This is a genomic window from Streptomyces sp. SS7 (assembly GCF_037993025.1).
In the GTDB taxonomy this organism is placed as follows: domain Bacteria; phylum Actinomycetota; class Actinomycetes; order Streptomycetales; family Streptomycetaceae; genus Streptomyces.
The window spans coordinates 2,407,383-2,419,396 of record NZ_CP141223.1; the positions used below are offsets into that span (position 1 = coordinate 2,407,383).

The 12,014-nt window shown below is 73.5% G+C and carries 13 protein-coding genes; 3 read left to right on the forward strand and 10 right to left on the reverse strand.

The features are described 5' to 3' along the window. Window positions 1-48 precede the first annotated feature (48 nt). From U5640_RS10715 to rimP, 5 genes are all read right to left on the reverse strand, one after another. On the reverse strand, window positions 49-345 hold the full coding sequence (locus U5640_RS10715; RefSeq protein ID WP_340375555.1) for a DUF503 domain-containing protein: 297 nt from the start codon (window positions 343-345) through the stop codon (window positions 49-51). An 817-nt stretch (window positions 346-1,162) separates the two neighbouring features. Then, window positions 1,163-4,237: a translation initiation factor IF-2 gene (gene infB / locus U5640_RS10720; RefSeq protein ID WP_340375556.1), complete on the reverse strand. Its 3,075-nt coding sequence runs from the start codon at window positions 4,235-4,237 to the stop codon at window positions 1,163-1,165. 148 nt (window positions 4,238-4,385) lie between these two features. Further along, window positions 4,386-4,682, reverse strand: a complete 297-nt coding sequence (locus U5640_RS10725; RefSeq protein ID WP_340375557.1) for a YlxR family protein — start codon at window positions 4,680-4,682, stop codon at window positions 4,386-4,388. Between the two features lie 161 nt (window positions 4,683-4,843). Further along, window positions 4,844-5,830 (reverse strand): transcription termination factor NusA, encoded by a 987-nt coding sequence (gene nusA / locus U5640_RS10730; RefSeq protein WP_340375558.1) that lies wholly within the window; start codon window positions 5,828-5,830, stop codon window positions 4,844-4,846. A gap of 2 nt (window positions 5,831-5,832) precedes the next feature. Continuing rightward, window positions 5,833-6,345 carry a ribosome maturation factor RimP gene (rimP, locus tag U5640_RS10735; protein WP_340375559.1) on the reverse strand — a complete coding sequence of 171 codons (513 nt, stop codon included), beginning with the start codon at window positions 6,343-6,345 and terminating at the stop codon, window positions 5,833-5,835. Between the two features lie 203 nt (window positions 6,346-6,548). Between rimP and U5640_RS10740 the strand changes: the two genes are divergently transcribed. The 3 genes from U5640_RS10740 to U5640_RS10750 are packed head-to-tail and all read left to right on the forward strand — an operon-like array spanning window position 6,549 to window position 8,603. Continuing rightward, window positions 6,549-7,163 carry a hypothetical protein gene (locus tag U5640_RS10740; RefSeq protein WP_340375560.1) on the forward strand — a complete coding sequence of 205 codons (615 nt, stop codon included), beginning with the start codon at window positions 6,549-6,551 and terminating at the stop codon, window positions 7,161-7,163. Next, window positions 7,160-7,669 carry a ferritin-like domain-containing protein gene (locus tag U5640_RS10745; protein WP_340375561.1) on the forward strand — a complete coding sequence of 170 codons (510 nt, stop codon included), beginning with the start codon at window positions 7,160-7,162 and terminating at the stop codon, window positions 7,667-7,669. The genes U5640_RS10740 and U5640_RS10745 overlap by 4 nt, the downstream gene beginning before the upstream one ends. Window positions 7,670-7,697: 28 nt before the next feature. Beyond that, entirely contained in the window at window positions 7,698-8,603 is a 906-nt protein-coding gene (locus tag U5640_RS10750; RefSeq protein WP_340375562.1) for an aminoglycoside phosphotransferase family protein, read from the forward strand. A 32-nt stretch (window positions 8,604-8,635) separates the two neighbouring features. On the opposite strand, the gene U5640_RS10755 is transcribed toward U5640_RS10750, so the two are convergent. The 5 genes from U5640_RS10755 to U5640_RS10775 are packed head-to-tail and all read right to left on the reverse strand — an operon-like array spanning window position 8,636 to window position 11,969. Next, entirely contained in the window at window positions 8,636-8,851 is a 216-nt protein-coding gene (locus U5640_RS10755; RefSeq protein WP_340375563.1) for a ferredoxin, read from the reverse strand. 1 nt (window position 8,852) lies between these two features. Then, window positions 8,853-10,070 carry an NADH-ubiquinone oxidoreductase-F iron-sulfur binding region domain-containing protein gene (locus U5640_RS10760; RefSeq protein ID WP_340375564.1) on the reverse strand — a complete coding sequence of 406 codons (1,218 nt, stop codon included), beginning with the start codon at window positions 10,068-10,070 and terminating at the stop codon, window positions 8,853-8,855. Then, a complete protein-coding gene (locus U5640_RS10765; protein ID WP_340375565.1) occupies window positions 10,067-10,648 on the reverse strand; it encodes a ferric reductase-like transmembrane domain-containing protein in 582 nt (193 codons plus the stop codon). Before U5640_RS10765 ends, U5640_RS10760 begins: the two co-directional genes overlap by 4 nt. Continuing rightward, window positions 10,645-11,610, reverse strand: coding sequence for an FAD:protein FMN transferase (locus U5640_RS10770; protein ID WP_340375566.1), 966 nt, complete (start codon window positions 11,608-11,610; stop codon window positions 10,645-10,647). Before U5640_RS10770 ends, U5640_RS10765 begins: the two co-directional genes overlap by 4 nt. Further along, window positions 11,610-11,969, reverse strand: a complete 360-nt coding sequence (locus tag U5640_RS10775; RefSeq protein ID WP_340375567.1) for a hypothetical protein — start codon at window positions 11,967-11,969, stop codon at window positions 11,610-11,612. The genes U5640_RS10770 and U5640_RS10775 overlap by 1 nt, the downstream gene beginning before the upstream one ends. Window positions 11,970-12,014: the final 45 nt, after the last annotated feature.

Below are 12,014 nucleotides of genomic sequence, written 5' to 3' on the forward strand. Positions count from 1 at the left end.
CCGTCTCCCGTTCTTTCTTGCGTGTCGTGTCTGTGTGCTGTTCTGTGGTCAGTCGTCGTCTTCGCCGTGGAAACGGCGTCTGACCGACAGCAGTTCCACCTCCGGGCGGGCGGCGACGAGCCGTTCGCACCGGTCCAGTACGTCGGTCAGGTGCTCCGCGTCACCGGAGACCATGGCGAGGCCTATGCAGGCCCTGCGGTGGAGGTCCTGGTGGTCGACCTCGGCCGCGCTCACCGCGTACTTGCGCTGGAGCTCGGCGACGATGGGCCGGACGACGGAGCGTTTCTCCTTCAGCGAGTGGACGTCGCCGAGGAGCAGGTCGAAGGACAGAGTCCCCACGTACATGCGCAGCCGGTTCACCCGCCGGTACGGGATCGATGGCCCTGTCGGCCGTGTGGGACAGGGGCATCATGAACGGTACCGCGATCCTGCCGCCGGCTCGACGGAGTTTCCCACCCACCCACCCACCCGACTCGGCCGGACGAGAAGTGCCCCCACCCGGGGCTCCGCCGCCGCACCCCGCAGAGAGCTCCATCCCGACACCCTCCACCGAGCACCGCCACGTCACCCACGCAGAGCTCCGCCCCGGCACCCCACACCGAGCACCGCCACGTCACCCCACACAGAGTTCCGTCCCGAGACCCCGCACTGAGCCATCACCCCGACACCCTGCACCAGATCCCGTCGCAGCAACCCATACAGAGCTTCGACCTGACACCAGGCACCAGGTCCCGTCGCGGCACCCCGCCCAGGGCACCGCCCCGGCACCCTTCACAGGGCACCCTCGCGGCACCCCAGGCAGAGATCCGTCGCGGCGACCCGCACAGAGTTTCCTCCCGGACACCCGGCACCAGGGCTCGGTCCCGCACCTCGCGCGGAGTTTCGTCCGGAGCCCTCACAGAGCTTCGTCCAGGCACCGGTCGAGAACTCCGTCTCGGCAGCGGCAGCCTGTATCAGGCCATGTAGGGGGGTTCCGGCCGGAGACCCGCGCAGAGGCTCGTCCCGGGGCGGCCCGGAGCTTCGTCCAGGTACCCCGCGCCAGGCCCCGTCCCGGTGCCCTGCGCAGGGCTCCGTGGTGGCGTCCTGCGCAGGGTTTCTCCAGACGGAGCGGTGCCGGTCCTCCGGGACTGTGTCCCAGTGGACCGGCACCACGGGCCGTGGGTTACACCCGCGGCTTCTCGCGCATCTCGTACGTCGCGATGACGTCGTCGATCTTGATGTCGTTGAAGTTGCCGAGGTTGATACCGCCCTCGAACCCTTCGCGAATCTCGGTGACGTCGTCCTTGAAGCGGCGCAGGCCCTCGATGTTGAGGTTCTCCGCGATGACCTTGCCGTCGCGGACGAGGCGGGCCTTGGTGTTGCGCTTGACCTCGCCCGAGCGGATGAGGACACCGGCGATGTTGCCCAGCTTGGACGACTTGAAGACCTCGCGGATCTCCGCCGTACCGAGCTCGACCTCTTCGTACTCCGGCTTGAGGAGACCCTTCAGGGCCGCCTCGATCTCCTCGATCGCCTGGTAGATGACCGAGTAGTAGCGCACGTCGACGCCCTCGCGCTCCGCCATCTGCTGCGCACGGCCGGCTGCCCGGACGTTGAAGCCGATGACGATCGCGTCCGAGCCCATGGCCAGGTCGATGTCCGACTCCGTGACCGCACCGACGCCGCGGTGCAGGACGCGGATGTCGACCTCTTCGCCGACGTCCAGCTGGAGCAGGGAGGATTCCAGCGCCTCGACCGATCCGGACGCGTCGCCCTTGATGATCAGGTTCAGCTGCTGGACCTCGCCGGCCTTCAGGGCCGCGTCCAGGTTCTCCAGGGAGAACCTGCGCGTGCGCTTGGCGAAGGCCGCGTTGCGCTCGCGGGCGGCACGCTTCTCGGCGATCTGGCGGGCCGTACGGTCCTCCTCGACGACGAGGAAGTTGTCGCCGGCGCCCGGGACGTTGGTCAGACCCAGGACCTGGACCGGCGTCGACGGGCCGGCCTCGGCCACGTTGTTGCCGTTGTCGTCGAGCATGGCGCGGACGCGACCGTAGGCGTCGCCCACGACCATCGTGTCGCCGACCCGCAGGGTGCCTCGCTGCACGAGGACCGTCGCCACGGCACCGCGGCCGCGGTCGAGACGGGACTCGATCGAGATGCCCTGCGCGTCCTGGTGCGGGTTGGCCCGCAGGTCGAGCGAGGCGTCGGCCGTGAGGACCACGGCCTCCAGCAGCGAGTCGATGTGCAGACCCTGCTTGGCGGAGATGTCGACGAACATGGTGTCGCCGCCGTACTCCTCGGCCACCAGGCCGTACTCGGTGAGCTGACCGCGCACCTTGGTCGGGTCGGCGCCCTCGACGTCGATCTTGTTGACCGCGACGACGATCGGGACGTCGGCCGCCTTGGCGTGGTTGAGCGCCTCGACCGTCTGCGGCATGACGCCGTCGTTGGCCGCGACGACCAGGATCGCGATGTCCGTGGACTTCGCACCACGCGCACGCATGGCGGTGAAGGCCTCGTGACCCGGGGTGTCGATGAAGGTGATCTTGCGCTCTTCGTCGTTGACCTGGGTCGCGACCTGGTAGGCACCGATGTGCTGGGTGATGCCGCCGGCCTCGCCCGCGATGACGTTGGTCTTGCGGATGGCGTCGAGCAGTCGGGTCTTTCCGTGGTCGACGTGACCCATGACGGTGACGACCGGCGGACGGACCACCAGGTCGGACTCGTCGCCCTCGTCCTCGCCGAACTCGATGTCGAAGGACTCGAGCAGCTCGCGGTCCTCCTCCTCCGGGCTGACGATCTGAACCTCGTAGTTCATCTCGCCCGCGAGGAGCTGGAGGGTCTCGTCGGAGACGGACTGGGTCGCGGTGACCATCTCGCCGAGGTTCATCATGACCGCGACGAGCGACGCCGGGTTGGCGTTGATCTTCTCCGCGAAGTCGGTGAGCGACGCGCCGCGGGAGAGACGGATCGTCTCGCCGTTGCCGCGCGGCAGCATCACACCGCCGACGGACGGGGCCTGCATGGCCTCGTACTCCTGGCGACGCTGACGCTTCGACTTGCGGCCACGACGGGCCGGGCCGCCGGGGCGGCCGAAGGCGCCCTGCGTGCCACCGCGGCCACCGGGACCGCCGGGACGGCCGCCGAAGCCGGGACGGCCACCGCCGCCGCCGAAGCCGCCGCCACCGCCGGGGCCACCGCCACCGGGACGACCGGCGAAGCCGCCGCCACCCGGACGGGCACCGCCGCCGGGACCGGCCGGACGGCCGGCGAAGCCGCCGCCACCCGGACGCCCGCCACCGCCGGGACGACCGGCTCCGGCCGGGCCACGGCCGCCACCGCCGGGGCCGCCGCCGGGACGGGGGCCGGCAGCGGGACGCTGCGGCATCATGCCGGGGTTGGGACGCGGACCGCCGGGACGCGGACCGCCGGGGCCCGCACCCTGCGGACGCGGCATACCGGCGGGCGACGGACGGGAACCGCCCGGAGCCTGCGGACGCGGACCGCCGCCCGGGGCGCCGGGCGCCTGGGGACGGGGGCCGCCGCCACCGGGGGCACCACCCGGGCCGCCGGGGCGCGGGGCGCCCTGCGGACGGGGGGCCTGCGGACGGGCCATACCGGCGTTGCCGCCGGACGTGAAGGGGTTGTTGCCCGGACGCGGGCCGGACGGACGGCCGCCGCCCGGACGGGGGGCGCCGGCGCCACCGGGGCGCGGGCCCTGGCCGGCGGCCGGACGCTGACCGCGGTCCTGCTGACCCTGGCCGGGACCGCCCGGACGGGCGCCGGGCCGAGGAGCGCCGGGGCGCGGGCCCTGGGCTGCGGCCGGACGGGGGGCCTGCGGTGCGGCCGGGGCCGACGGCGGAGCGGTGAACTCCGGGGCGGCGGGCGCCGGACGCGGCGCGGGCTTGGGACCGGGCACGGGACGCGGGCCCGGGGTCGCCGGCGCGGGGGCCGACGAGGCCGCAGGGGCGGCCGGAGTCGTGGGCGCCTGAGGCGCGGCGGGCCTGGGGGCGGCCGGACGCGGGGCGGCCGGACGGGCCGACTGCGCCGGGGAGGGCGCACCAGGCTTGGGGGAGGCCTTGCGCGGGGCGGGCTTGCCGCCGCCCTGGAAGGCGTCAGTCAGTTTGCGGACTACGGGCGCTTCGATGGTCGAAGACGCCGAACGGACGAATTCACCGAGTTCTTGGAGCTTGGCCATGACGACCTTGCTCTCCACGCCGAACTCCTTGGCGAGTTCGTATACCCGGACCTTAGCCACTTCGCTCCTTTTAGGTCCGGGTTGCCGCCGGACCGTCGCTACTTCATGGGCGTACTCATCGCGTGCTCATCGAGTGCTCATCGCAATCTCGACCTACTTCCCACTCGCGGGGTACCTGGCCGCACGGACGATCCGCGCGACGCGCTTCTTACGGTGTTGCCCGATCGGCAACTGTCGTCTGCTCGACGTACTGGCGCAACGCCTTTGTGTCGAGCGCTCCCGGGGCTCGCAACGCCCGCGTGAACGCCCGGCGGCGTACCGCCTGGTCGAGACAGACCGGTGCGGGGTGCACATACGCACCCCGGCCGGGCAGCGTACCGCGAGGATCGGGGACGCAGGCGTCCTCGACCGCCACGATGCGCAGCAGCTCCGTCTTGGCCGCTCGCTTCCGGCACCCCACACAGGTGCGTTCAGGGCATGCTCCGGCGTGCGTCCGGCCAGACACAGTTAAGTCTACCTCCCCGCGGCCACCTCACCCCTTCGGGGCAGGAGTCGAACGGTTGCCGCGATACATCTGACGTGATCTGAGCGGGCCTCGGCCTGGATCTATTCCCCCGAACGGCCCAACCCCAGGTAGGACAGGTGGGACATCTAGTCGGACGTCTGCTAGTCGGACGTCTGCTCGGTGTCCGGTCGGATGTCGATCCGCCAGCCGGTGAGGCGGGCGGCGAGGCGGGCGTTCTGGCCCTCCTTGCCGATCGCCAGGGACAGCTGGTAGTCGGGCACGGTCACGCGCGCGGAGCGGGCCGCGAGGTCCACCACGTCGACCTTGGAGACCCGGGCCGGGGACAGCGCGTTCGCCACCATCTCGGCCGGGTCGTCCGACCAGTCGACGATGTCGATCTTCTCGCCGTTCAGCTCGCCCATCACGTTGCGCACCCGGCCGCCCATGGGGCCGATACAGGCTCCCTTGGCGTTCAGGCCCGAACGGGTGGACCGTACGGCGATCTTGGTGCGGTGGCCGGCCTCGCGGGCGATGGCGGCGATCTCGACGGACCCGTCGGCGATCTCCGGCACCTCCAGCGCGAACAGCTTCTTCACCAGATTGGGGTGGGTCCGCGAAAGCGTGACCGAGGGACCTCGGACACCCTTGGCCACCCGGACGACGTACGAGCGCAGGCGCATGCCGTGCGGGTACGTCTCGCCGGGGACCTGTTCCTGGACCGGGAGGATGGCCTCCAGCTTGCCGATGTCCACGAGCACGTTCTTGGGGTCGCGGCCCTGCTGGACCACGCCGGTGACGATGTCGCCCTCGCGGCCGGCGTACTCGCCGAGCGTCGCATCGTCCTCGGCGTCGCGCAGCCGCTGCAGGATCACCTGCTTGGCGGTGGTGGCGGCGATACGGCCGAAGCCGGACGGGGTGTCGTCGAACTCGCGGGGCTCCTGGCCCTCTTCGAGGTCCTCGGGGTCCTCCTTCGCCCACACGGTCACATGCCCGGTCTCCCGGTTGAGCTCCACGCGCGCGTGTCGGCGGCTTCCCTCGGTGCGGTGGTAGGCGATGAGGAGGGCCGACTCGATCGCCTCGACCAGCAGGTCGAAGGAGATCTCCTTCTCCCGTACCAAGCCCCGCAGGGCACTCATGTCGATGTCCACGGCTACGCCTCCTCTTCCTTCTCGTCCTTGACGTCCTGGTCCTTGCGGTTGAACTCGACCTGCACGCGCGCCTTCTCGATGTCCGGGAAGCCGACTCTGCGGGTCGTGGCCCTGCGGCCCTTCACACCGGGCACTTCGAGGTCGAGGCCGTCCTCGTCGGCCTTCAGGATCCGCGCGACCAGTTCGCCGCCCTCGGTCAGCTGGAACTTCACCAGCCGGCCGGTGGCGCGCACGTAGTGGCGGTGCTCGGTGAGGGAGCGCTCGGCGCCCGGGGTGCCGACCTCGAGGGTGTACTCGCCCGCGCCCATCGCGTCGCTCTCGTCGAGCTTCGCCGAGAGCGCGCGGCTCACATCGGCGATCTGGTCCAGGTCCGCCCCGGTGTCGGAGTCGACGACGACGCGCAGCACACGCTTGCGACCGACGGAGTCCACGGCGATCTCTTCGAGATCCAGGCCCTGGGAGGTGACGAGCGGTTCCAGGAGCTCTCGCAGCCTCTCGCTCTGGGTGGTGCTCATCCGGGTGACTCCTCGGCCGCGTGTGCTGTTGTGGGATGGGTCGCGTGTCTGATCAAAGGGTATCCGGTCGCGGGGAGTGTTGCCGTCCACCCGTGCACGGAGGGTGGCGGAGGCCTCGCTCCGGCGTGCGCGCGGGTACGGTGATCACGGACCTGTTCCCTTCCCGGTCCTCCGTTCGCACGTATTCCCCGAGGACGTCTGCCGTGCCGTTCCCGCTCGTTCCGCGCGCCCGCTCCGGGCCGCGCAGAAGAACCCTGCTCGCGTCGGCCGCCGGGGCGGCGCTGCTCGTGGGCTGCTCGTCAGGCTCCGAGCGCTCCGAGGAGGAGGTCGCCGACGGCAGCCCGTCGGTGGGCGAACGGGCACGCGCGCGTGCGGCCGAGGACAGCGGCGGGCTGCTGGCGCGGTACGACGCCGTCCTCGCCGCCCATCCCACGCTGGCGCAGCGGCTCGCACCGCTGCGGGCGGAGGTCGTCCGGCACGTGGAGGCGTTCGGCGGCGGCAGCGGGGCTTCCCCGACCGCGTCCCCCTCCACCTCACAGAAGTCCCCTACGCCCCCTACGTCCTCTACATCCTCTACATCTGGTACGCCCTCCACCTCCCCTTCGCCCTCTACGTCTTCTCTCGCCGCCACGGGGACGCCGGCCGCGCCGGTGACCGAGAAGGACGCGCTCGCGGCGCTCGCCGCGGCCGAGCGGGAGCTGGCGGACCGCAGGACGGCCGAGCTGCTCGACGTCCCGGGTGAGCTGGCGCGGCTGCTGGCCTCGGTGGCGGCGGCCGGGGCGGCCCACGCCTATCTGCTGACGGAGGGGAACCGATGACGGACCGGAGCACGGCGAGCCCGAAGCCCGGGAAGAGCGGGGCGGGCGGGGAGCTGACGGCGCTCCAGGCGGCGTTGGCCGCCGAGCACGCCGCCGTGTACGGGTACGGCGTGGTCGGCGGCCGGATCGGTGCCGACCGGCGTACCGAGGCGCGGGCCGCGTACGACGCGCACCGGGCGCGGCGGGACGCGCTGGTGCGCGAGGTGCGCGACCTGGGCGCCGAGCCGGTCGCCGCGAGCGCCGCGTACGCCCTGCCGTTCCCGGTGACGGACGCGGCGACGGCGGTCCGGCTGGCCGCGGAACTGGAGGGCCGGGTGGCGGGGGTGTACTCGGATCTGGTGCGGGCAGCCGCGGACCAGCGGCGCCGGGAGGCGGCCGGGGCGCTGCGGGAGGCGGCGGTGCGCGCGGCGCGCTGGCGCGGCGGGAGCGTAGCCTTCCCTGGGCTCGCCGAGCGGGCGGGTACGGATGCGGCGACCCCCGGAGTCTCGGCGACGCCGACGGCGTGACCCGGAGAGGGAAGGGAACGACTCGCGCATGGCTTTCGAACCGCCGCAGCGGCTGGTGCGGGCGCTCGGTGAGACGGCACCGAGCGGTGACGACTGGTTGGAGAAGCTGCCGGAGGCGGCCGGACAGGCCGTCGCTCTACGCGAGTTGACCGTCGAGCGGGTGCAGATGCCCGGCGGCCGGAGCAGCCTGGTGATGCTGGTGCGCCGGGCGGACGGGACACCCGCCGTGCTCAAGCTGGCCCCGCCCCGGTTCCGGCCGGAGGCGGAGCGGGCGGCGCTGGCGCACTGGGGCGGGCTGGGTGCCGTACACCTGCTCGACGGGCCGGTCACGGAGGGGGTGCTGCTGCTCGAACGGCTGCACCCGGATGTCTCGGTCCGGTCGCTGCCGGAGGCGAAGGCGCTGCTGGAGGCGGCGGGGACGCTGCGGCGGCTGTGGGTGGAGCCGCCGGCCGACGGCGGGGTCGCGGGGCGCTTCGAGACGGTGGCCGAGCGGACCGGACGGCAGGCCGAGGCGATGCGGGCGAGTGCCGTCGGGGAGGTCGTGGCGCTGGTGGACGCCGCGCTCACGGCCCGGGCGGAGTTGCTGGCCGCGCCGCCCGAACACCGGCTGCTGCACGGGACGTTCCGGCAGAGCAAGGTGCTGGCGGCCGAGCGGACGCCGTGGCTGGCGGTGGGGCCGGATCCGGTGGTCGGTGAGTGCGCGTTCGATCTGGCGCGGCTGGTGCGGGACCGGGTGGAGGATCTGATCGCCTCGCCGTCGGGGGCGGCGATCACGCGGCGGCGGGTGCGCAAGCTGGCGGAGTCGTTGGAGCTGGACCAGGAGCGGGTACGGGGGTGGACGCTCTTCCGGGCCGTCGAGTCGGGGGTGCGGGCGCTCCGGGTGGGGCGGGGGCGGGATGCGGAGCTGTTGCTGGAATTCGCCGGGTGGCTCTAGCAGCAGGGGCGGAGACCTCGGCTGATGATCCGTCAGACAGCCGTCGTGGAGGTGAGCTTGAGGGCGAGTACGGGGCAGTCGGCGGCGGCTCGGCGGGCCCGTTTCAGCGTCCGCTCGGGGACGGGCGTGCCGTCGACCAGCGGGTAGCCCCACTCGTCGGGCGTGATGTGCTCCGGGAGGAGTTCCGCGCACAGGCCGTGGCCCCGGCAGGACGTCCAGTCGATGTCCAGGTGCATCTGCCGGTCCATGTCAGGCCTCCTGGGGTACGGGCAGCAGCGGGGTGCGGTCGGTGGCCGTGCAGTGGCCGTGGGCGTGCGCGTCCACCTCGGCGGCGAAGGTCGTCAGCGCGCTGCGGACCAGCCGGACCGTGCCGTCCGGGTGGTGGCAGGCGCCCCGGCCCTCCACCAGGCCGGACCAGCGGGCGAGATCGGTGCGCACGGTGCCCTGCGGGCCGGGGGACGCAAGGGTGCCGAAGGCGGTGGCGATCCGGGGCAGGCCGTTGAGGCACGGGCCGCACTGGCCGGCCGACTGGAGGGCCAGATGGCGCAGGACCCGGGCGGTCTCGGCGAGGCCGCAGCGGTCGGCGGGCAGCGCGGCCAGCACCCCCGCTCCCAAGTAACCGGCGTCCAGGCTGAGTTCGGCGGCCTCACGGGCCGGGATCCAGGTGCCGTGGTAGCCGCCGACGAGGACCGCGGAGGCGTCCGCCAGGGGCAGCAGCCGGGTCAGCGGCAGACCGTACGGTGCCTCGATGACCCGGGGCTCGTGTCCCGCGACATGGACCGTGCACAGGGCGCTGCCCGGCTGGGCGGGGGTACCGGCGCTGCGGTACCAGTCGGCGCCGTAGCGGGCGACGAGCGCGAGTTGGGCGAGGGTCTCCACGTTCTGCACGAGCGTCGGCGCCCGGTGCACGCCCCGCTCGCGGACCGGCGGGCTCGGGTGGGCGGGCAGCGCGGGGCCGCCGGAGACGAACCGCGCGAGGGCCGAGGCCTGTCCGGAGAGGAAGGAGGTGGGCAGCCGGACGACGGTGACCGGCAGCGGGTCGTGGGAGCGCCTTGCGAGCGCGGACTCCAGCCAGGTCGCACCGTCCGCCACGCCCAGATACGCCGCGCCGGCGCCGACCGCGTGCGCCGCGATCTGCAGTCCGTCCAGGACCAGGTGCGGGGACAGATGCAGCAGCGTCCTGTCCTTGCGGCTGGCGGGCTCGCCCTCCGCGCCGTTGGCGACGACCACCGGGGCCCGGCCGGTGCGGCGGCCCGCCTCGGCGACCGCGACCAGCTTGCGGTACGTCGGGAAGGCGGCCCCGCCGCGCCCCGTGAGACCGGACTCGGCCACCGTGCGCAGCACGGTCTCGGGATCGCCGTACGGGAGGGGGCCGTAGCGCTGGTGGTGGGTGGTCGGGTCGGCCGGCGCGGCGCCGGGGGCGAGCAGCCGCGGGGACATGTACAGGTCGGGGAAGGTCGCGGTCACGAGCGGGCTCCGTCGGCGGTGCGCAGGAGGGCGGCGGGGGTGCGGCGGGCGGTACGGGCCGCGTGGGCGAGGCGGGTGCCTCCGGCGGTGACGACCGTGGTCACGCAGGCGACGGTGAGCCAGGTCATCCAGTCGGCGCCGGTGTCGGTTCCGATGCCGAGGCCGTGGACCAGGGCGACCGGCCAGGAGGCGTACGCCAGCCAGTGGACGGCCCGCCAGGTGCGGTGCCCGAGGCGCTCGCGCAGCAGGCTCGTGACGAGGACCGCGAGCATCAGGTCGAAGGCGACCGTGCCGAGGCCGAGCCACAGGGGCCGGTAGTCGGAGAGGAACGGGATCAGGGCGTCGACGGCCGTGATGTTCACATAGCCGTCGGCGACGGCCGTGGTGAGGTGCAGGGCCAGGAAGGCGGTGGCGGAGAGGGAGAGGGTGCGGTGCAGGGTCATCGTGCCGAAGCGGGGCAGACCCGGGACGCGGGCCCTCAAGCGGACCGCGACGCCGAGGAGCACGACGACCGTGAAGAGGACCAGGCAGACGGCACCGGTGGCCCTGTTGGCGTACCAGAGGGTCTCGCCGGTCACGCGGCGGCCTCCCGCGTGTCCGTCGGCCAGCCCGGTGTGGTGACCACCAGGCCGTCCTGCGTGACCAGGCGGGCGGGGAGGCGCAGGCGGGTCAGCCACTTCTCCGCGCCCTCGCCCTTCACGAGCGCCGCCGTGCTCGCCGCGTTCGCGTCGGCGCAGGTGTCGGCGGCCACCGAGACCGTGCGCCAGCGGGAACGGACCGGCAGGCCGGTGCGCGGGTCCACGATGTGGTGCAGGTGGTGGCCGCCGCGCCGCCAGCGCCGGGCGGTGGTGCCGGAGGTCGCCAGACCGCCGGCCCGCAGACCGACAGTGGCGTACGAGCCCTGCGCGGGTGTCTCGTCCACCGCACCGGTGACGTCCTGGACGCGGATCTGCCAGCCGCCCGCCGGGGCCTCGCCCGCGACGGCAGTGTCGCCGCCCAGGCTGACCAGGATGCCGCAGCCGGCCGTGTCGGCCAGCATCCGCGCGGCCCGGTCGGCGGCCCACGCCTTGGCGGTGGCGCCGAGGTCGAGCCGGACGCCCCGGGGGACGGTGACCGTGCCGGTGGCGGGGTCGAGGGTGACGGCGCGCCAGCCGGGGGTACGGCGGAGCGTGAGGCGGACCGGGCGGTCGTCCTCCCGGACGAGGGCGAAGTCGCGGTCGTAGCCGATCGCGTCCATCGCGGAGCCGACCGTCGGATCCACGGCGCCGTCGGTCGCCGCGGCGGCCCGCAGGGCCACGTCGAGGGCCTCGGCGAGCAGCGGGCTCACCCGGACCGGGCGGCCGGCGGTGGCGTCGAGGGCGGTCAGTTCGGAGTCGGGGCGGAACCGGCTGCACGCCGCGTCGACCTCGGCGAGGTGCCGGGCGAGGAGCAGGTTGCAGGACTCCAGCAGGGCCGGGTCGGTGACGACCAGGCGGACGGTGGTGCCGAGGGCGCGCCAGTCGGCGGCGGCCGTGGTGCGGGGCCTGAGCGGCGTGGACATCACGACGCCCCCGAGGTGGAGTCGGCGGAGCCGCCGGAGGAGGAGGTGAGACCGCCGGAGCTGTCCGAGGAGGAGGAGCTGTCCGAGGAGGAGGAGCTGTCCGAGCCGCTGCTCGATGTGTCGGAGTCGCCGCTCGACGTCGTACGCGAACCCGGACTCGACGTGGAACCGGAACTCGAACCGGAACGCGCACTGGTCCCGCTGCTCGCCACCGTGCCGGCGTCCGCCTGCAGGGTGCCGATCAGGGCGAACACCCCGGCCGCCCCCGCCAGCGTGACCGCGGCGGCGAAGGCCGCGGTCCGCCGTGTGCCCCTGCGGACCGCTGCCGCGGCCCCGCGTTCTTCTTCCCTGGTCGCCATGACCGTTCCCCTCCGCAGTGACGTTCTGTCACGCCCTACGGTCGG

Excerpts from the sequence above, each read along its gene's own strand:
- U5640_RS10715 (WP_340375555.1), bottom strand. The coding sequence starts at position 345 with ATGTACGTGGGGACTCTGTCCTTCGACCTGCTCCTCGGCGACGTCCAC.
- rimP (WP_340375559.1), bottom strand. The coding sequence starts at position 6,345 with ATGAGCACCACCCAGAGCGAGAGGCTGCGAGAGCTCCTGGAACCGCTC.
- U5640_RS10745 (WP_340375561.1), top strand. The coding sequence starts at position 7,160 with ATGACGGACCGGAGCACGGCGAGCCCGAAGCCCGGGAAGAGCGGGGCG.
- U5640_RS10750 (WP_340375562.1), top strand. The coding sequence starts at position 7,698 with ATGGCTTTCGAACCGCCGCAGCGGCTGGTGCGGGCGCTCGGTGAGACG.
- U5640_RS10755 (WP_340375563.1), bottom strand. The coding sequence starts at position 8,851 with ATGGACCGGCAGATGCACCTGGACATCGACTGGACGTCCTGCCGGGGC.
- U5640_RS10770 (WP_340375566.1), bottom strand. The coding sequence starts at position 11,610 with ATGTCCACGCCGCTCAGGCCCCGCACCACGGCCGCCGCCGACTGGCGC.
- U5640_RS10775 (WP_340375567.1), bottom strand. The coding sequence starts at position 11,969 with ATGGCGACCAGGGAAGAAGAACGCGGGGCCGCGGCAGCGGTCCGCAGG.